Below are 20,837 nucleotides of genomic sequence, written 5' to 3'. Positions count from 1 at the left end.
TTGTGGTAATGGCAGTAAAGTAAAATCATTTATTTGAGGGAGGCAGCCCATGTTGAAAAAAATGATTTCTAACAAAATAATGTTTTTTGTTTTGTTTGCCGCATTGATCACACTTTTGTCTGCATGTAGCAGTTCAAATGACAAACCAGCCGAGCCTGTTGCTAAACCAGCTGAAACGGAGACAAACACAACCCCAGCGAAAGAAGAAGAGAAGGAAGAGGCTACGCCAGCCCCTGATCTGAACGGAAGGGTCATTCGAATATCACACTGGTGGGATGCCACACCAAAAGGGGATTCGGAGTCAGATGAACTAGCACGTGAGCGGATCAAATTGGTGGAAGAGAAGTATAACGTGAAGATTAAGTATCTGAACACCGAATACTGGTCTACTTCCGAAAAATTGTCTTCCTCGGTGCTTGCCAACGAGCCTTTTGCAGAAATTGTCCGTATTCCCGATGGTTTCATCTGGGGACTAATGCAGGGCGGATTCTTGTCACCACTGGATGATTATCTCAAAGACACTCGGGTGGAGAAAGATGTTGTTGACTCGATGCGCTTTGGTGGTGACAAGGTGTATGGCTTAGAAAGCTGGTATACACCGAATGAAAGCGGGATGTTCTATAACAAACGGATTTTCAAAGAAGCGGGCATAAAAGACCCACAACAGTTAATGGACGAGGATAACTGGAACTGGAATACGATGCTGGATGCAGCCAAAAAGCTGACGGTTGATCGAAACGGTGACGGTAAAATGGATCAATACGGTCTCGCTGGAGCGCATTACGTACTTTCGGAGATGCTGATCGCGAGTAATGGCGGGAAATTATACGATGAGCAGACCAATAAAGTGACGTTTAATTCTCCCGAATCTATGGAAGCGCTTAATTTCCTGCATAGTCTGTACAACGAACATAAAGTGATCAAAGCTAACGGAGGAAACGACTGGGAAGATCCAGCCAAATATTTCGGAGAAGGCGCGATTGCGATGTATCCAGGAGGACTCTGGGAGGTTGAAGGACGGATCGTAGATAAGTTGAAGGATGAGTGGGGATATGTTTATATGCCAAAGGGACCTCAAGCGAAGACATATCATGAACCATTCGGTCAGACGGCAGCTTACGTGATTCCTAAGGGAGTTAAGGATGCCGATGTAATCGTGAAGATCTGGGAAGATCTGCAAGACTTTGATAACTGGCAAGAGAATCGCAGGTTGTCCCTTGAAAATATTTTGCCGGACGAAGCATCAATTGCAAATGCGATGAATGATGATGGCAAGGTACAACGTTTGTTTGGCGGACGCTTCGGTGGTCTGGGCATCAAAGAGCAATTGGATAGCGTAACCGAGAAGTTTGTTAAAGGAGAAATTACTCCTTCCACAGGTGTTGCACAAGTTATTGCACCTGCGCAGGCTGCGGTAAAAAAAGTATTAAGCGGAGAGCAGGACAAGAAAAAATGATTTATATAAGTTGAACTATTTATTTACACAGAAACGGAGAGGACAGAAAAAACCTGAAAAAGCGAAGCGGTCGCCTAAGAGCTTTCTGAAAGAAAGCTGCATCGCAAGCATTCGCTTATCATCGGATTTTTCCCTTTAGAAAAGGGAATCAAAAAATTCGGGGATAACAGCGATGGGATGGGAAGGTTATTCTGTAGTCGGAGTGCTCCATGTAAACTATCTTTGATTCAACTTATACAGCCATTTTTGGATGGATGCGATAGGAGAAGTGACGGCCTCATGTCTGTTCCCGTTAGCCGGAAAACAGTATGCGGGGCCGTCCATCTGATTACGTTTAAGAGAGTCAGTTAAAGGAGGGGCATTGGGTGAAATTCACATTATCCCGAGTGACGATTGTTGTCGTCATGTTAATGCTCGTCGTGGTGTATGCGATATTCAGTTCCGGTGCAAGCGGTAATTCAAAAACCGGAAATCGAACATCAGATCCGAGCCGTGTGATGCCGATATCGGAATCTGCTGCTGAGGGTAGCTATGATTATTATCTGCAGCAATTCCAGAACGAGAAGCAGCCTTCCAGGGAGATTGTCATTCAAGGAGCAGATTACACAGCTGCTGAAGGAATGAAACCCGAGATGATCACGGAGCTCGGCGGCGAAACGGGCAAGTTCTTACGAACAGAGGAAAGTGGTTCAGTGCAATGGGACGTGGATGTTCCGGAATCCGGAATGTATCACATGACCTTGCGCTATTACCCAATTCAAGGAAAGAGCTCTGCCATTGAACGTGAATTATGGATTGATGGGGAGATCCCTTTCAACAGTGCACGCAATATGAGCTTTCATCGGGTTTGGGTCAATGAGAAATCTGAAATCGAGCAAGACAACAGAGGCAATGACCTGCGTCCGCGTCAGATCGAAGCACCGATGTGGCAGGAGTCCATCCTGAGAGATAAAGAAGGCTATTATGAAGAGCCGTACCAGTTTTATTTTTCAGCAGGGAAACACTCCATAAAGCTTGTATCAACACGGGAGCCGATGGTCATTGATTCGATCAAACTGCATCATTACGAAGAACCACCATCCTATGCTGAACTAAAGCAGGAGTACGAATCGAAGGGATATGCAGAAACGAGTGGACACTTGATCAAAGTTCAAGGGGAACAGGCTGCATACAAGTCATCACCGACATTGTATCCCATTACAGATCGATCCAGCACATCCACAGAGCCGTATGATGTTTCCAAAATCAGAATGAACACCATTGGCGGAAACAACTGGCGTGTGCCGGGGCAATGGATTGCATGGGAAATGGATGTACCAGAGGATGGCTTATATAAGATTGCAATCAAAGGCAGACAGGAATTGCTGCGCGGCATATACTCCACCCGCTCGCTGCAGATTGATAACAAGATTCCATTCAAAGAGATGACACAAATTCCATTCTTCTATGATTCCGATTGGCAGATGAACGTCTTGGGGAGCGAAGAAGAGCCGTATTTATTTTATTTAACCAAAGGAAAACATGATTTGCAGCTTGAGGTCAGTTTGGGGGCCATTGCGCCTTTGATCCGTCAGGTTGAAGCCAGTGTGCTTGAAATCAATGCGATGTACCGAAAAATTCTGATGAYCACAGGTAATGTACCTGATCCGTATCGTGATTATCAATTAGAGAAACAGATTCCGGATATGGTGGAAGTGTTTCATAAGCAAAGTGACATTTTGAATGCGGTTTCTGAAGAGTTGATTCGTCTGACAGGGGAGAAAAGCGACAAAACAGCGATTTTGAATAAAACTGCCTATCAGCTGGCTGATCTAGCCGACAAACCGGAAACGGTTCAGAAACGGTTGTCCCAATTCAAAATCAATGTGGGTAGCGTTGGTTCTTGGCTCCTGGATGTGCGTGAACAGCCTTTAGAGATTGACTATCTGCTGCTAGCTTCACCTGATGAGAAGCTGCCAAAAGCGAATGATTCGGTTTTCCACAAAGCCGGACATGAGGTTTCGTCTTTCTTCCATTCCTTCTTTGAAGATTACGATACCATCGGCAGCACAGCGGATGAAGATAAGTCGGTTACCGTCTGGATTGGTACAGGCCGCGACCAGGCGCAGGTATTAAAAGCGATGATTGATGACACATTTACGCCGCTAACAGGCATAAGTGTAAATCTAAAGCTGGTCAATGCGGACGTGTTGCTTCGTGCCTCGCTTGCAGGAGAAGGCCCGGATGTGGCTATGCAAGTAGGCAATGATGTGCCGGTTAACTTTGGGATGCGGCATGCGGCAGAAGATCTGTCTACGTATCCGGGGTACCACGAATTGATCCAACAGTTCAGGGACAGCGCCATGGTTCCTTATCAATTTGAGGATCAAGTATTTGCACTGCCAGAACAGCAAATCTTCAACATGTTATTTTACCGTAAAGATATATTGGAACAGCTTGACCTTGAACCACCGCAGACGTGGGAAGACGTATATGCCATGATTCCGGTGCTGCAGAAGCACAACATGGAAATGGCACTGCCTCTTGCTCAAACCACAGGCGTACCGGTACTTGAAGTCAATCGGGCGTATGCGATGCTGCTTTATCAGATGGGCGGTTCATTCTATCTAGACCACGGTGCGAAGAGTGGTATGGATACGGAAACCGGACTGGAAGCGTTCAAAGAGTGGACGAATTTCTATACCAGTTATAAGCTTCCGCTCACGTTTGATTTCCCGATGCGTTTTAGAACAGGTGAAATGCCAGTTGGCATTATGGATTACACCTTTTACAACTATTTATCCGTGTCCGCTCCAGAGATCAAGGGATTATGGGAATTCGTTCCGGTTCCAGGCATCAAGCAGAAGGACGGAAGTATCAAACGGGATGTGGCGAGTGGTGGTACTGCGACGGTGATGCTGAAACAATCCAAGCATAAGGATGCCGCGTGGGAATTCATGAAGTGGTGGGTCAGCAAGGATGCACAAGTTCGATTCGGACGGGAAATGGAAGGTCTGATGGGAGCTGCTGCACGTTATCCAACGGCCAACATTGAAGCATTACAGGAGTTACCGTGGCCAATTCGCGATTACCGCAGTTTGGAAGAACAGTGGGAGTGGGTGCAGGGCGTTCCGGAGGTTCCTGGAGGTTACTTTACAGGTCGCCATCTGGATAATGCATTGCGTGAGGTCGTGAATAACGGTACCAATTCCACGGATGCGATCTACGATTATGTACAGGAAATTAACTATGAAATTCAACAGAAACGAAAAGAGTTTAAATTGGACGGAATGCGCTAGGGAGGGACTCTTTTGCAAAAGGCAGACATGGTGACCAAAACTAGTTCTCAGCCCAAGCGCACGCCTGCCGGCATGCCGGGGAAATGGGAACTCTTTGTCAGAGATATGAAGCGGGACAAACATTTGTATGTTCTACTATCTCCTTATATGTTGTTATTTTTATTATTCACTGTGTTTCCCGTCATCATTTCCATTTTCTTCAGTTTTACCAACTTCAATATGCTGGAGTTTCCGCAATGGGTCGGCTGGGAGAATTACTCCAAGCTGCTCTGGAATGATGATGTGTTCTTGATTGGTCTCAAAAATACGATTATTTTCTCGGTAGTTACCGGCCCGATCAGTTACATCGCCTGTTTTGTATTTGCATGGCTGATTAATGAGCTGAATCCCAAGGTGAGAGCCTTTATGACCCTGATCTTTTTTGCACCTTCGATCTCGGGTAATGTGTTCTTTATTTGGCAAATTATTTTTTCCGGGGATTCTTACGGTATTATGAATGGTTTCTTGATGAAAACAGGCATTCTTTATGAGCCGATTCTGTGGCTTCAAGACCCTAAATATATGCTGGCGATTATCATGCTCGTGCAGTTATGGCTTAGTTTGGGAACAAGTTTCCTGGCGTTTATTGCGGGTTTGCAGACCGTAGATCGTACGCTATATGAAGCAGGTGCAATCGATGGAGTTCAAAATCGCTGGCAGGAGTTGTGGTATATTACGCTGCCTTCGATGCGTCCTCAGTTGATGTTTGGTGCGGTTATTCAGATTACCGCGTCCTTGGCGGTGGCCGAAGTCGCTACGGCGCTGGCCGGTTTCCCAAGTGTTCAGTATGGTGCACATACCATTGTCACTCACTTGATGGATTATGGAACGATCCGCTTCGAAATGGGTTATGCGTCTGCCATTGCAACGGTGTTATTCGGTCTGATGCTGGGTTCCAACCTGCTTGTACAAAAGCTTCTGAAGAGAGTGGGGGAATAGCAGATGAAAATAGCCCTGCGTATGAAACGAAAAATCAACCGATCCTGGCAGGTCGACATCCTGCTGTTCCTGCTACTTGGCGGATTTGGCGCGTTTATGGCAGTTCCGCTCATCTATGTCATTAATAATGCGTTTAAACCGCTGGATGAGCTGTTCATATTTCCGCCAACCCTGTTTGTTCGGAATCCGACGTTTGAGAACTTTTCAGATTTGTTTCAGGTGATGAAAAATTCATGGGTTCCCTTTTCAAGATACATTTTTAATACGGTGTTTATTACGGCAGCGGGTACATTCGGTCATATCATGCTGGCCTCGGCGGCAGCATATCCACTGGCGAAACACAAGTTTCGCGGACATAAGATTTTGTTCACGGTGATCGTCTTGTCGTTGATGTTTTCGCCACATGTCACGGCCATACCGAACTATATGATCATGTCCACACTCGGCTGGCTTGACTCGTATCAAGCGATCATTATTCCAGCTTTTGCTTATCCACTCGGCTTGTATCTGATGAAGCAGTTTATGGAGCAGATCCCGGATGCACTGCTAGAGGCGGCAAAAATGGATGGTGCAAGCGAATACCGAATTTTCTTTCAGGTGGTTATGCCACTCGTCAAACCGGCTTGGTTAACCTTGCTCATCCTGATGATGCAGATGCTGTGGGGAACGGATGGCGGTAGCTTCATCTATAGTGAGCAACTGAAAACGATGCATTATGCCATGGGACAGATTGTACAAGGAGGGATTGCTCGTGCAGGGGTAGGCGCTGCCGTGGCTGTCATCATGATGACGGTGCCAATCGTGACGTTTGTACTATCGCAAAGCAATGTCATTCAAACGATGGCTTCATCTGGCATGAAGGATTAAGGGAGAGGGTGTTACAGATGAGAGTGAAATCATGGCTAATCGTTCTGGTAGCTTCCCTGCTGATTGCTGGATTAGGACATAACCAGGCTCATGCGGCACCGTATGAGGGATATACCTACAACTATTGGGGGAATTCGGTGAAGTCACCGATTGCGTTTCTTCCCTCCAGAGTAATCACAGGGGATGAGGCCGGAACAGGAGCATGGCAGTCTCCGCTGGATTTATATGCTGCGAAAGATGGCTTGCTCTATATTCTGGATTCAGGCAATGGACGGATCGTTGTCTTAAACGAGAAATGGGAAGCGGTTCGGGTCATTCAAGATTTTAAACATGACGGCAAAAAGGATAGCTTTAACAATCCGGAGGGACTCTTCGTGACGGAAGCAGGTCAAATCTACGTTGCTGATACCGAAAACAGGCGGATCGTAGAGTTGAATCAAGATGGTACTTTTGTGYGTGCCATCGGTGCACCAGAGTCGGATGTGCTTAGTGATAACTTTGAATACTTTCCTCGCAAGGTTATCGTGGACAAAGCTGGACGAATCTATGTGGTTGGTCGTGGGGTCTTCGAAGGACTGATTGAGTTCGACAGTGACGGACGTTTCACAGGATTTATGGGTACCAATCGTGTGCAATTTGATCCAGTCGATCTGTTCTGGAAAACCGTATCTACCAAGGAACAACGTGAGAAAATGGTTCGGTTTATCCCGCTGGAGTTCAACAACGCGGACATCGATGATGGCGGTTTTATCTACACTACAACAGCGGATAAAAACTCGCTTTCTTCCGTCAAAAGATTGAATCCGTCCGGTATTGATGTACTACGGGTCAACGGTGAATTTGCACCGGTCGGAGACTTGACCTTCAATCGCTCTTCATTCGTGGATATCAAGGTGTCCAGTAACGGTGTCTATCGTGCGCTAGATTCAACTAGAGGACGGGTGTTCACGTATAACGAGGACGGTAATCTCCTCTATGTCATAGGTCAACTGGGCAATCAGATCGGTACGTTCAAAAATCCGGTCGCTATCGAAAGCCATGGGGACGCTATCTACGTACTGGATCGGGATCTAGGCCGGATTACGGAGTTCAAGGCGACAACCTTTGGAAGCCTGGTTAATGAGGCCAATCGGTTATACAGCTCTGGCAAACATACGGAAGCCGCCAAGCTGTGGCAGGACGTGCTTCGCCTGGACGCCAACTATGAGATGGCTTACGTCGGTATCGGCAAATCGATGCTGCGAGAAGGAAAGTACAAGGAAGCTATGACCTATCTGAAACTGGGGAATGACCGCGAATATTATTCCAAAGCTTTAGCGAAATATCGGAGAGAGTACATGCGCGAATATTTCGGGTTGTACATGACTATAGCGATTGCATTGCTAATCAGTGTCATCGTCTGGCGCCGGATTGCCAGAACACGGAATGAGAGGGGGGTCACAGATGTCGCTAATTAAGGAACTCAAATACTCTCTGCATGTCGCGGTACGTCCGTTTGACGGATACTGGGATTTGAAATATGAAAATAAAGGCAGATTGCGCGTTGCATTACTGGTGTTGCTTGCCGTGACGGTAACGATGATCTTGAAGCGACAGTTTGCCGGATATGTTGTCAATGACAACTATCCACTTTCACTTAACAGTATTAACGAGTTCAAGTATATCGTACTCCCTTTTCTCCTCTGGTGTATTTCCAATTGGTCGCTGACCACACTAATGGACGGTGAGGGCAAGTTCAAAGATATCTTGATTGCAACAGGATATGCGATGCTTCCGCTTATTCTGGTCAACATTCCCAATATTTTGCTCAGTAATGTGATTACGCTGCGCGAATCTTCTTTTTATTACTTGCTGGATTCGTTCGGTGTCATCTGGTTTGTGTGGCTGCTTTTTATCGGAACCAAGACGGTACATCAGTATTCGGTCATGAAAACGATTATGACCATGCTGCTTACGCTCGTAGTGATGGGTGTAGTGATCTTCCTGGGCCTGCTTTTCTTTAGTCTGATCCAGCAGATCATCAGTTTTGGTTATACCCTCTTTCAAGAGATTACACTGCGCGAATAGGAGAAGAAAGGAGGTGCCTGATATGAGAAAAAAGCGTACCGCATTTGCAGCGGCAATCCTCATTGCAAGCTTGTTCATGTCTCAAAATGTTAACTATGCGGAATCCGTATCGGAACGGGTGGTAACCACATCTGGCGATTCACAAGAGACGAGTAAGAATACATCCGCTGAGTCGTCTGAAACACAACAAGCTTCATCGGAGCAGGAGTCTACCGCGACGAATCCTGAACACGAGGGAAAAGAGCAGTCTGCTGCAAGCCACTCGGAAGGGAATACAGCGTCTGCGAACCAACAGAAGAACGGAGACGTAGCTGTTCCTGAGGGGATGGAAGCTGTTGCGGAAAAGGATGGCCTGATCCTGTATCTAAAGCCGGAAACGACAGAGATTGCGGTGAAGGATAAGAAGAATGGTGCGATGTGGTTTTCCAATCCTCAGGATCGGGAAACGGATGCCATTGCCACCGGATATAACAAAGCCCAGCTGAATGTGCAGTTTGAATTGACGTATTACGATAATACGGGCAATGCGCTCAAATACGATAATTTTACGCACAGTGTAGAGAGTGGTCAGTTTGAAGTTGAAAAAGTAGAGGACGGCCTCAACATCGTATACACGCTGGGTGAAGTCAAAAGTGATATTGAAGCTATCCCTAAATATATTAGCGAGGAACGCTTTAACACGTTGATTCTCGCGAAACTGGAAGAAAAAGACCAGAAAGAAATCGAGAAACGCTTTAAGTACGATGAGAAGAACAAACGTTTTGAGAGACGGGACTCTTCTCTGAAAGGTGTAGGTTTGTCCAAAGTCACCCGGATCTTTGAGTCCGTTGGTTATGATGAGGCACAGATCGCGATTGATAAAGCGGCCTATGGTGAAGAGGAAAGCGGAAGCACAAGTGTCGTTGTGCCTGTCCACTATCGACTGGAGGAAGGACATCTGCGCGTATCGATTCCGGAGAATGGTATCCAGTATCCAGATACGATGAAAATTCAATCCTTGTCTCTGTTGCCGTTTTTCGGAGCCAGCGGGCCGAAGGATGAAGGATATAGCTTGGTGCCGGACGGATCAGGATCACTGATTTATTTTAATAACAAAAAAACGTCTGTATCCCCATACAGTACAGTGCTGTATGGTAGCGATCATGCCGTGAACCAGCTCACCCAGATTCAGAAAGAACAGAAGGCAAGAATGCCTGTGTTCGGTATGAGTTACGGAGACAAAGGTTACCTTGCGGTCATCGATAAAGGTGATGCAGTTGCGTCCGTCGAGGCGGATGTCAGCGGCAGATTAAATCAGTACAACACCGTACATTCAAGCTTTGCGCTGAGCAGCATGGAAGAGGTTACCCTGACGAATGGCTGGCGTTCCAGCACAGTCAAACGGTTTCAGGCACAGCCTTTTCATAACGAGATGGCCGTTGTATATGAATTTCTGAATGCAGACAATGCGAGTTATTCCGGCATGGCCTCGACCTATCGGGATTATCTGACGGAGCAAAATAAACTCACCCGTCTGGCTGATGATACTGCGTTGCCTTTCTACGTCGAACTGATTGGTGGCATTCCGAAGAAAAAGTTTTTCCTCGGCATCCCGTACAATGCTTACGAGTCGCTTACCACGTTCGAAGAGGCACAGGATATTTTAAAAGAAATGCAAAGCCTTGGTGTGAAGGATATCCAACTTCGGTACTCGGGGTGGTTTGGCGGAGGCGTTCATCATGATATGCCGAAGTCGATCAATGTTGATAAAAAGCTTGGTGGCGCTAAAGATTTGCAAAGCCTGCAGGCCTATACACAAGAGAATGGTTTTGGATTATATCCGGACGTATCCTTCCTGGAGGCGTTCCCGGAAGCGAAAGGCTTCAAGAAATCGTATGCTTCTCGCCAGATTACGGGTAAACTTGCTCAGTTGTTCCCGTACTATATCTCCTCCTTTACACGGGATGATGAAGCATCTCCGGGGTATGTCCTGAGTCCGGAAGCGGTGCCGGGCATTGTGAGCGGATTTTTGCAAGATTTTAAGGAGACTGGACTTACAGGCCTGTCGCTCCGAGACTTAGGGGATCAGTTGAATTCCGATTTCAACCGTGCTAACGTGATCAATCGCGAACAGGCCAAAGAAGTTGCAATGCAGCAGCTTGAACAGGTGCGCAGTTCGGGTGCCTCTCTTCTTGTGGAGGGCGGAAATAGTTATGCGAGTCCTTATGCCAGACATATTGTAGATGCACCTGTGAGCAACAGCGGGTTTAACATCACCGATGAAGCGGTCCCTTTTTTCCAACTGGTCTATCACGGCTACGTGCAATATACAGGGCAGGCATGGAATATGGCGGATGATCAAGATTCCCATGTACAGATGCTGCGGGCGATTGAAACCGGATCGGCACCGTATTACACGTGGTTCTACGCAGATCCATCTGCGATCAAACTGACGAGTTTTGACGCGTTATACTCAGCCGATTACCGGCGCTGGATTCAGGAATCCGCTGAGCGCTATAAGGAACTGAGCAATGTGTTACAGGATGTACAGAATCAAACCATTATGAAACATGAGAAGCTGAGTAAGGGTGTTTATCAAACGACTTTCGAAAAAGGCAAAACGGTTATTGTGAATTACAACGATGCTGATGTGGAACTAAACGGCATACGTGTTGCAGCGAAGAGCTACAAGGTAGGAGGTGACACGCCGGAATGAAACTCAAGAAATTATCGTTAGAACAGAAAAACAGATATTACGGTTTGTATTTCATCCTGCCTTGGTTCATCGGCTTCCTGCTGCTGTTCATGGTGCCGTTGATCTCATCGTTCCGATACAGTCTGAGCAATCTGCAGGTGTCCAATGAAGGGTTTACGCTGGAATTTATCGGTTTGGCGAATTTCCGTGAGGCTTTATTCTCTCATGAATCTTATGTGAGGATGCTGACTGAATCTGTGATCAATATCGTCGTGAATACACCGTTAATTATTATTTTCAGCCTGTTTTTTGCGGTGATTCTGAATCAGAAGTTTCATGGAAGGGTGTTGGCGAGAGCCATCTTTTTCCTTCCAGTTATTCTGGCGTCAGGTATTATTGCGAGTATCGAAAATGGTGACTTGATGCAATCCGTTGTTCGTAGTGCCAATGATATGACGGGTGGCGGACTGTCCGTGATGAAAAATCTGGATTTGACCATTATGCTGCTTGAATCGGGCATGAGTCCAATTCTGGTTGAATATCTGACAGGTGCGGTCAGTCGGATTTACGAGATTGTCAGTCAGTCTGGCGTACAGATTTTGATTTTCCTTGCGGGTTTGCAATCGATCTCTCCATCGCTGTATGAAGCAGCCAAAATTGAAGGATCTACGGGCTATGAAGCCTTTTGGAAAATTACGTTCCCGATGCTGAGTCCGTTGATTCTGACGAATCTGGTGTATACGATCGTGGATAGCTTCATCAGTGATCAGACGAGTCGGCTTGTGGTGGATACGGCCTTCAAGAGCTTTAACTTTGGACTCAGTGCGGCGATGTCCTGGATGTATTTTGGCGTTATTGCACTGATCCTGTGGGTAACGACCACCCTGGTGTCCCGTAAGGTCTTTTATCAAAACTAGCTATATAAGTTAAACTAATTTTTTTACACAAAAACGGAGAGGACAGAAAAAACCTGGAAAAGCGAAGCGCTCGCCTTTATCACCGGATTTTCACCTTTTATTAAAGGTAATCAAAGAAATCTGGGGATAACAGCGATTGGAAGGTTATTCTGTCATCGGAGTGAATGTGTAAACATCTTTGGTTTAGCTTATGTAGAACAAGGAAAAGGAGGCCTGACATGAAGACAGAAACCGCAGCAGGACAGCCGCCTGCGAAGAAGGAATGGCTGCAGCGCTTGGGTTCTACGGCCTACTGGTTCGAAGCGATTAAGAAGTGGGCATGGATTCTGGTTCGATTTGTCCTGATCTTTGGTATCTCATTTGTCATTCTTTACCCCATTTTATTGAAAATATCGATTTCCTTTAAAAGCATGTCCGATCTGTATGACCCAACGGTGATCTGGATTCCGCGTACGTTTACGCTCGAAAACTTTAAACTGGTGTTTACGGCGATGAACTATCCCGGCGTGCTCATGAATACTCTATGGTTGTCTTCTGCGGTTATGTTACTCCAGACGATAACCTGTGTGCTGGCAGGTTACGGTTTCGCGAGAATCAAGTTCCGCGGCAGCGGTTTTCTGTTTGCAGCCGTAATATTTACCATTCTGGTTCCTTCACAGACGATCATGATTCCACTCTATCTGAACTTTAAAAACTTTGATGTGATGGGTCTGATCGAGCTGTTCCGAGGCAGTCCAGCCAACTTAATCAATACGTATTGGCCGTTTCTCATTTCCGCAGCCCTTGGGATGGGTGTGAAAACGGGTCTGTACGTCTACATTTTCCGCCAGTTCTTCAGAGGCATTCCGCGTGAGATTGAAGAGGCGGCGTACGTGGATGGTGCAGGATATTTCAAAACGTTTGGACGAATCATACTGCCAAATGCAATACCTTCAATGGTTACGGTCATGCTGTTCTCGTTTGTATGGCAGTGGAATGACTCCTTCTTTACCAATATGTATCTGAATGAACCTAAAGTTATGTCCTCGATGATGTCGTCCTCGGGCTTTACCATTGCGACGTATCTGACGGGCGGAGGTCAGGCCGCGGCATCTTATACACAAGATCCGTTTTTCATGTCCATGATGATGAATACGAGTGTGTTGATGGCGATTCTACCACTGATTATCATTTACCTATTCGTTCAGCGTCATTTTGTGGAGAGTGTGGAACGTTCCGGTCTTGTAGGATAAAAGCGATCGTAGCGACAAATGTAAAGCTGATCTTCACTTGTTCATTTGTGAAGGTCACTTAATTCATAAGAGGCTGTCTAAACATATGGCAGTCTCTTATCCATAGCAAAATAATGACTCGTGGGTACAGATGTCTGAATAGTTAGAGCCGGAAGAGGAGGATGAGGGATGCAACGAGATAATCCAGAAACAAAAGATAAGCTGGATGTACATGTTACGATCAATGGAAAGACCTGTTATCAGAGCATTGACAATTTTGGGGCGTCGGATGCGTGGTCGATGGAACCTTTAGGGAAGCATTGGAGTGAGGAAAATAAGGCGCAGATTGCCGATCTGTTATTCTCCAGGGAGAGAGGAATCGGGTTGTCCGCATGGCGTTTTAACATAGGCGCAGGATCAACAGAAACCGACCAGGAGCAAATCCCCGACCCATGGAGACGGGCCGAAGCTTTCAAAATGTCAGAGGAGCACGAGTATGATTGGAATAAACAGTCGGGCCAACAGTGGTTTCTTCAAGCCGCTCGGGATCGAGGCGTACAGACACTTATCGCTTTTGTGAACAGCCCGCCGGTGTGGATGACCAAAAATGGGCATGCTCAGCCTGATCTTGAAGTGGGTTCAACGAATCTGAAGCCAGGTTATGAAGGGAAGTTTGCTTCCTATTTGATAGACGTTTTAACCCATTTCAAGGGAAAAGGATTCGACTTTGACTATATTAGTCCAATCAACGAGCCGACTTGGGACTGGAACCAGTCTTGGCAGGAGGGGAATCGTTACAATAACGATGATCTGAAACAAGTGATTCTGGAATTGTACCGCCAACTGCAGCAGACGGATCTGAACACACGGATCAGTGCACCGGACGGCGTAGAAATCACGTCGCTGCTTGACGATGAATATTATCGTCAGTTTGCAGGCAGCGGCATCTATTCAAGCGGAGCTAACAAACTTGGCACAGGGAAATATCGGGAGTACATAAAGGACATGATTGGTGATCCTCAGGTGAAAGAAGCCATAGGGAATAAAATCGCTTCCCATTCGTACTGGTCTGACTACAGAAGTCCTGGTGATGATAGGTTGGTCAGACTTAGAAAGCTGCTGCACACCAACATGAAACACTATGATCCAGAAAGCAAATACTGGGTAACGGAGTATTGCATTTTGGGAGACTATGGACCTGGACGTGATTTAGGCATTGAGCCTGCGCTTCATGTTGCAAGAACGATTCATTTTGATCTGGTAGAAGCGAGTGCGGCTGCATGGCAATGGTGGACTGCGGTTTCCAAAGTGGATTATAAGGATGGATTGATCTATACGGATTTCAATGAAGCTGGGGACGAGCAAAATATACTAACTTCGAAAATGCTGTGGGTACTTGGAAACTATAGCAGATTCATTCGGCCTGGTTCAAAGCGAATCGACTTGACCGGGCTTGGTGAGGAAACCGAAAGCGGTTTGTTAGGTTCAGCTTATGTCCATGAGGGAGAGCAAACCGTGACTGCCGTTTTTGTGAATCATGGTGAACTTGACAAATATGTCCGAGTCCATCTTCATGACTTGGGTCTGAATGGAATGGTTAATACAATGGAGTCTTATGTGACGAATGCGGAACTGGATCTGGTTTGTCAGGAGAGGGTTACGGCTACAGAAGAGGAGCAGTCTTTTAAAGTATACATTCCGGGGAAATCGGTTGTGACCTTAACTGGCGGTGCATAGAAAATAGAACAGAAAAAGAAAGGAGCATGATTCAGCTCCTTTCTCTGTTACGTTATGCCTCTTTAGGCTCCATCAGCATGATATGACATTCCTTCTCGGCAGAAGGCTTGATTTCAAGCCCTTTTGGAACAATAAACATTTCGCCTTTAGCAATTTTCACTTGCCCATCACGCAGATCAATGATCATTACTCCTTCGAGCACAAAAAACACTTTATCTGTTTCCTCATGAGCATGCCATTCATATTCCCCAATCATTTTAACAAGTTTGAATTGGTAATCATCCATCTCACCAATATATTTCGGAGACCAATAATCCGTAAATGTAGTTAGTTCTTCAATGGGTTTTATAATTTGATATTGGATCATAATTCCTCCTCTTTTTACTCGGAATTGTGTTACTTACTTAAAAATGTTCTTTAAACTTGTCTATAAGTATACAAATTTCATTGTTCATTTAAAATGGATGCCTGTTGAAGTTAGAATGGATTATTGATGAATTTATGACGATATGCGGCAGGAGAACAGCCCACATGTTTCTTAAACACTCTGCTAAAATAAAAAGCATCATGGATGCCAACAGCTTGTGCAATATGTTGTATCGTTGCTTGACTCGTAAGCAGTATCTTTTTGGCCATCTCGATGCGGTATTGGGATAGATATTCTGCTGGCCCTATACCCGATTGTCGTTTAAAGACATACGATATCCGATTGCGATTAACACCAAACTGTTCTGCAAGGGATGCAACGGTATGATTTAAATAGTAGTTTTCATGTATATAGTGAGAAATCTGCATGAACAAGGCAGAGGAGTCGCGTTTGGTTTGCCTATGTGCAACGGACAACAGGGTTTCATGCAGTACATCGCGAAATAACATTTCAGTTTGAAACTTCGAAAGACCTCCGTGCTGATTATATACTTGCCAGAGCTGCACAATGAGTTCTTTAAGGCGAGGGGAATGTCCTGTTGGTAATTCAAAATGCTGATTGGACAAGCTTGATCCTGCAAGTTCAGCGCCATATGTCTCGTATAACACCAGAATGTATTCCCAGTTGGCGTTGTGAAAGGTTTTTTTAGCTAATTTCATTTTGGCACCACCATGTACGACTTTCCCTGGTGAAAGAATATAGGGCATTTCATTAAATTGAAATTGTACCTTTCCGGTGAGAGGAAACACAAATCCCGGATACGAATCGGTATAGTCAGCATGTGGCACCCCAGGGTTTTTGGTATATCGATAGATTCCTTTGACCTGGAAAGGAGTATGCGCAAAATGCTCTGCTAATTGATTAACGTCTATGTTCACAATAACCTGCCCCGTTTCAAATATGTTTAACATTTACTCATAGAGTAATGGTAAGATACCACTTTCACATTATTGATAACCATTATCAATGTCAAGCAGACTTTGAAAGAGGAGATCGAAGAACACAAACAAACTAAACCCCAAATTGCTTTAGGTGATGGTCCAGATGTTTATAGATTCCTTTTCCCCATTGCTCAGTTGTCAGTTTTCCGAAGAAAGGATGGGGATGCTGAGAGCATTGTGACGGACTGTTTATTTGAAAAGTGGCGATCTGCTTTTTCAGCTTGTCTTTCTCTGCTCCAAATTCTCGATCATCATCAATGACGATCGTTGGGATGGTCGACATATTTTGAGGTAAGGGCTTTTCATTGTAAAACATCGGTTTGGCAAACCGTCCAACAAGTCTCCCAAGCAAACCTCTTGGCGGGAACGTATTACCGAGGGGAATATCGTGAAAAGCAGAACAGTGAGCTAACATTTGAGAAACCTGCATGCTGCCCCATAGAGGTCTGGAGTCTTCTCTGAGTTGATCCATACGCTTTGTAATTTCAGCAGCATGCCTTGGTTCAAAGATACTTTTCATCGGAACACCCCGATCCATTTTAATAACTTAAGCACCAGAAACAGTATCATACCATTATTGAGAGGTTTGTTCTCTTATGTTCAAGAATAATAAAATATGGTAAGTTTAGTCAATGGAAATGAGAATATAATGTTAGCAAAATGGAGGCGGAACCAATGGAAAACAAAGAGACATTCAACCTTGTGGCGAGTGAATATGATCGGTACAGACCTGTCTATCCGAGTGAAATGTTTGAGGATATTTTTACATACGCGAAGCTTCAGAAGGGAGATTCCATTCTTGAGGTCGGCTGCGGAACAGGGCAGGCAACTGGAGGGCTGGTAAATAAGGACTATACAAATATTACGTGTATTGAATTAGGCAGTAATCTGGCACAGTTTACCGCAGATAAATTCAAATCGTATCCATCGATTCAAGTCATCAACACTTCCTTTGAAGAGTGGAATAATGAAGGAAAGCTTTTCAAGATGATGGTGTCAGGAACTGCATTTCACTTTATTGATCCAGAAATCGGTTACCGCAGGGCCTCGGAATTGCTCGAGGATGAGGGCTGCATTGGATTTTTCTGGACGATTCATGTTCCAGGCTATGATCAGCTGCATCAAGAAATTCGTTCCCATTACATTGCGTTAGCCTCTCATTTGGATGATTCTCAGTATCCTTCACCCGATGAAGTCATTGGAGAACGTAAAGAAATAACGGAGCACTCTGGTTTGTTCACAGATATTCAGGTCAAGGAGTATAACTGGATACAATCCTGCTCGAGTGATGAATATATCGCGCTGTTAAATACGAATTCCAAGCATCAGCAGCTCCCTGAGGATGTTCGGCGTTTACTTTTAGGAAGAATTAAAAATTCTATTGATGATGCAGGCGGAATGATCGAGAAACATCACAAGGTGGCTCTTTTTTTAGGTAGGAAAAAAGTGTAATAAAAAGTGTAATCATGTAGATTTACAATTTCAATGAAGAGCAGGAGGAGAAATACGATGGACTCACGTTCAACTTATAATTCCCAAACCACAGTATTAAGTTTTCAAGAGGAACTAGAGAGGTTAAGGATACAAGCCGTTATGGGATGGTCTAAGGAATTCCGTAATCTGGCGTGGTATGGACTCAAAAATGGAATGCGTGTATTGGAGGTTGGAAGCGGACCTGGTTACATAACAGAGCAATTATTGAACAGCTTGCCAGACAGCGAGATAACTTCGCTTGAGATTGATCATACGTTACAATCACAAGCCAAAGAACGGCTGAAAGACGTTTCTTCTGAGCGACTGCAATTTGTGGAATCATCCATTTATCAGATGGATTTGCCGGATGATACGTTTGATTTTGTAGTAGCTAGACTCATCTTCCTTCACCTGAATAATCCGTTCGAAGCAGCGCAAGAGATTTATCGTGTGCTCAAGCCGGGTGGCCGAATTGCTATTATAGATGTTGACGATGGTGTTTTTGGGGCAGTGAATCCGGATATACCGGCGCTGCACACCGTATTAATGAAAATTGCGGACTATGTTGCACAACATGGTGGTAACCGGTTAATTGGCAGAAGTTTGCCGCGACTGCTTTCTGAGAGCGGATACATTCATATTGACATGGATGCTGTTCTTCAACATAGCGATTTATTGGGGATAGAAGGCTTTAAGCATCAATTTAATCTTCAGCGTTTTATACATTTCGTTGAAAAGGGGATCATTAGCGAGGAGGAGTTTGCCCAGTTACAGGGAGCTTTCGAAGCCATAAATCATTCGCCAGAAGCCTATGCCATGATGAACTTTATTACTGCTTGTGGTACAAAGCCGTTGTCATAGGGAGATAAGCTGAACTCGTTTACACGTGCAATCTGACGATTGTTTTCGTTCAAGTTATACATCTCAAACGTATATATATAAAGGACGGGGATTGGAATGGATATAATCCGGACTTTTCAGGAATTCGTAACCCAAAGGGATCATCAAGGCATGATTGATTTTCTGAAAGAATACGAGCAATCTAGCAAGTTGTCTGTGCCTGAACTCGGCTGGGTATATTGGAATATTTCAGATGGCTACGCCTTGTTAAGAAAACCAGAATCACTTTATACCAATCATCGGGCATTCTTCGAATGGGGGAAAGAAAACCTTACCCCGGATCAGTTACACTGGATCGTTTCCGATTCAACACAGGCGTTATCATTGTCTGTAGGGAATGATCTCGGGCATTGGATTGACTGGTACCAATACGCTTGTGATCATGCACCGAAGCTGGCTTCCAATCGCGCCGTTCGCTTTGAGAGCCACCGGGCATTGAGCGGTACGTTTTGGGCGTTAGAAAGATACAACGAGATGCCATATGTTCTAGAACATATGAAACAGCTCATTGAAGAAGATGAGATATGGGATAATATTCTTTTTGCCCGCATTATATACAACAAACAACGCCTCGCTTATCTGTATCACTCCAGAAACGAAAGAGAAGTAGATTTGCTCCTGCATGAAACGATGCATTTCATAGACCAAATCGATTGGTCTTCCTTGGATCAGTTTAAAAAAGAGGCCGTTATCGGCAGCTGGGAAGACGTGAACTCATGCAGAAACTCACAGAGAGATATTCACATTGCACTTAACAATCTGGCTTGTATTCTAGCAGATATTGAGAAGCATGGAGAAAGTTCCAGGTTGTTCAGACAGCTGCAAGATAGCGGGTACGCCTTGAATGGATATGCTTTTTCCAAGTATATTTATTCGGTCTGGAAGTCAGAAGGGGCTACTATTGCTTGGACAGTGTTGGCTGCTAATCAATCATTTCAGTTCTCTGAACTGACTAAACATAGTCCGATGCTCGCGGAGATCAGGGATCAGATTTGAATACCCATAAGCGAATAGCAATTATAAGGAAATAAGAAAGAAGGAATGCATGAAGTGATACATGATATCTTGTCAAGCAGATTTCCGAATATGAATATCGTTGAATTAACAGGTGGCTATACTAATACGACTCTGTTGCTTGAGGGGGCCAATTCGCAGAAAATCGCTAAAATCTATCATGTGAACAATACAGATGCAAGGACAGAAATAAGCACATTGACCTTGTTAAGACATTCTGGAGTGACTCCGCAAATACATGATTATTTTGAGCAGGATGAATGGCTGTTTGTCACGATGGACTATGTTCCAGGCGTCAACGCGCAGACACTTCTGGATCAAGGTGGACTTGATCAAGGCAGGAGAATATATAGGCAACTCGGTACGTATCTCGCCAGAGACGTGCACTCTATCAAACGAGCTAACCAAGATAGAGAGTTGCCAATCATCATGAAATCCGTTGTTGCTGTCGATGGACTTGAGTTCATACCGAGCGAAATCAAGAGTATGGCAAAAGAAGTATTAAGCATTCCGGATTATGAGGGACAAACTCTGATTCACGGGGATTACGGACCGCATAATGTAATGTTACGCAATGATTCAATGTTCATTTTGGATTGGGAATGGGCAGGTTGGGGAAACCCGATGTTTGATGTGGCATGGGTGGTATGGTTTGTGCATCTTCATTACCCTCACATGGCAAAAGAATTGTCGGAGGTATTCCTAGGTTCATATACAGAACTTACAAATGTTGAAGTAACCCATGATTTAATTCGAGCTTACTCCACATCCAAAGTAATACAGATTATGAACCGAATCAAGAAAGCTCATCCGAACGTACAAAAGGAATGGCTACGAAGATTAGAATGGACGCTGCAAACGAACTTTGCGTAAATGCATAGCGAGATAGATCGCACT

The 20,837-nt window shown here is 44.9% G+C and carries 17 protein-coding genes; 14 read left to right on the top strand and 3 right to left on the bottom strand.

Annotation, left to right across the window (positions count from 1 at the left end; translation table 11 throughout):
• Positions 1-49 precede the first annotated feature (49 nt).
• The 10 genes from AB4Z30_RS05480 (at position 50) to AB4Z30_RS05435 (ending at position 15,185) form a co-directional block, all read left to right on the top strand.
• Entirely contained in the window at positions 50-1,456 is a 1,407-nt protein-coding gene (locus AB4Z30_RS05480) for an ABC transporter substrate-binding protein (protein WP_441924025.1), read from the top strand.
• Positions 1,457-1,860: 404 nt separating this feature from the next.
• Positions 1,861-4,734 (top strand): extracellular solute-binding protein, encoded by a 2,874-nt coding sequence (locus AB4Z30_RS05475; RefSeq protein ID WP_441924235.1) that lies wholly within the window; start codon positions 1,861-1,863, stop codon positions 4,732-4,734.
• 72 nt (positions 4,735-4,806) lie between these two features.
• Positions 4,807-5,712, top strand: coding sequence for a carbohydrate ABC transporter permease (locus tag AB4Z30_RS05470; protein WP_240037208.1), 906 nt, complete (start codon positions 4,807-4,809; stop codon positions 5,710-5,712).
• A gap of 3 nt (positions 5,713-5,715) precedes the next feature.
• Positions 5,716-6,579: a carbohydrate ABC transporter permease gene (locus tag AB4Z30_RS05465; RefSeq protein ID WP_251503142.1), complete on the top strand. Its 864-nt coding sequence runs from the start codon at positions 5,716-5,718 to the stop codon at positions 6,577-6,579.
• Positions 6,580-6,596: 17 nt separating this feature from the next.
• A complete protein-coding gene (locus AB4Z30_RS05460; protein WP_441924023.1) occupies positions 6,597-8,036 on the top strand; it encodes a gluconolactonase in 1,440 nt (479 codons plus the stop codon).
• Positions 8,023-8,646 (top strand): Yip1 family protein, encoded by a 624-nt coding sequence (locus tag AB4Z30_RS05455; RefSeq protein WP_441924021.1) that lies wholly within the window; start codon positions 8,023-8,025, stop codon positions 8,644-8,646. The genes AB4Z30_RS05460 and AB4Z30_RS05455 overlap by 14 nt, the downstream gene beginning before the upstream one ends.
• A 22-nt stretch (positions 8,647-8,668) precedes the next feature.
• Entirely contained in the window at positions 8,669-11,341 is a 2,673-nt protein-coding gene (locus AB4Z30_RS05450; protein ID WP_441924019.1) for a DUF5696 domain-containing protein, read from the top strand.
• Positions 11,338-12,237 (top strand): carbohydrate ABC transporter permease, encoded by a 900-nt coding sequence (locus AB4Z30_RS05445; RefSeq protein WP_441924017.1) that lies wholly within the window; start codon positions 11,338-11,340, stop codon positions 12,235-12,237. Before AB4Z30_RS05450 ends, AB4Z30_RS05445 begins: the two co-directional genes overlap by 4 nt.
• A gap of 218 nt (positions 12,238-12,455) precedes the next feature.
• Positions 12,456-13,469: a carbohydrate ABC transporter permease gene (locus AB4Z30_RS05440; protein WP_441924015.1), complete on the top strand. Its 1,014-nt coding sequence runs from the start codon at positions 12,456-12,458 to the stop codon at positions 13,467-13,469.
• 168 nt (positions 13,470-13,637) lie between these two features.
• Positions 13,638-15,185: a glycoside hydrolase gene (locus AB4Z30_RS05435; RefSeq protein ID WP_441924013.1), complete on the top strand. Its 1,548-nt coding sequence runs from the start codon at positions 13,638-13,640 to the stop codon at positions 15,183-15,185.
• Between the two features lie 52 nt (positions 15,186-15,237).
• Here the strand turns inward: AB4Z30_RS05435 and AB4Z30_RS05430 are convergent, their stop codons facing one another.
• The 3 genes from AB4Z30_RS05430 to AB4Z30_RS05420 all read right to left on the bottom strand — a co-directional run bounded on the left by AB4Z30_RS05430 (position 15,238) and on the right by AB4Z30_RS05420 (position 17,073).
• The gene (locus tag AB4Z30_RS05430) at positions 15,238-15,552 is read right to left on the bottom strand and encodes a cupin domain-containing protein (RefSeq protein ID WP_441924011.1); all 315 of its coding nucleotides are present in this window, start codon (positions 15,550-15,552) and stop codon (positions 15,238-15,240) included.
• A gap of 110 nt (positions 15,553-15,662) precedes the next feature.
• Positions 15,663-16,490, bottom strand: a complete 828-nt coding sequence (locus tag AB4Z30_RS05425) for a helix-turn-helix transcriptional regulator (protein WP_441924009.1) — start codon at positions 16,488-16,490, stop codon at positions 15,663-15,665.
• A 133-nt stretch (positions 16,491-16,623) separates the two neighbouring features.
• Positions 16,624-17,073: a DUF1569 domain-containing protein gene (locus tag AB4Z30_RS05420; protein ID WP_441924007.1), complete on the bottom strand. Its 450-nt coding sequence runs from the start codon at positions 17,071-17,073 to the stop codon at positions 16,624-16,626.
• Between the two features lie 155 nt (positions 17,074-17,228).
• Here AB4Z30_RS05420 and AB4Z30_RS05415 point away from each other — a divergent pair, with 155 nt between their 5' ends.
• The 4 genes from AB4Z30_RS05415 to AB4Z30_RS05400 all read left to right on the top strand — a co-directional run bounded on the left by AB4Z30_RS05415 (position 17,229) and on the right by AB4Z30_RS05400 (position 20,813).
• Positions 17,229-18,005 (top strand): class I SAM-dependent methyltransferase, encoded by a 777-nt coding sequence (locus tag AB4Z30_RS05415; protein WP_441924005.1) that lies wholly within the window; start codon positions 17,229-17,231, stop codon positions 18,003-18,005.
• Positions 18,006-18,062: 57 nt separating this feature from the next.
• Positions 18,063-18,887 (top strand): methyltransferase domain-containing protein, encoded by an 825-nt coding sequence (locus AB4Z30_RS05410; protein WP_441924003.1) that lies wholly within the window; start codon positions 18,063-18,065, stop codon positions 18,885-18,887.
• Positions 18,888-18,983: 96 nt separating this feature from the next.
• On the top strand, positions 18,984-19,922 hold the full coding sequence (locus AB4Z30_RS05405) for a hypothetical protein (RefSeq protein WP_441924001.1): 939 nt from the start codon (positions 18,984-18,986) through the stop codon (positions 19,920-19,922).
• A gap of 90 nt (positions 19,923-20,012) precedes the next feature.
• A complete protein-coding gene (locus AB4Z30_RS05400) occupies positions 20,013-20,813 on the top strand; it encodes a phosphotransferase family protein (RefSeq protein WP_441923999.1) in 801 nt (266 codons plus the stop codon).
• Positions 20,814-20,837: the final 24 nt, after the last annotated feature.

This window comes from Paenibacillus sp. 2TAF8 (genome assembly GCF_052114825.1).
Taxonomy (GTDB): domain Bacteria; phylum Bacillota; class Bacilli; order Paenibacillales; family Paenibacillaceae; genus Paenibacillus.
Note: the sequence above shows the minus strand (reverse complement) of the source record. Positions and strands in the feature narration are given on the sequence as shown.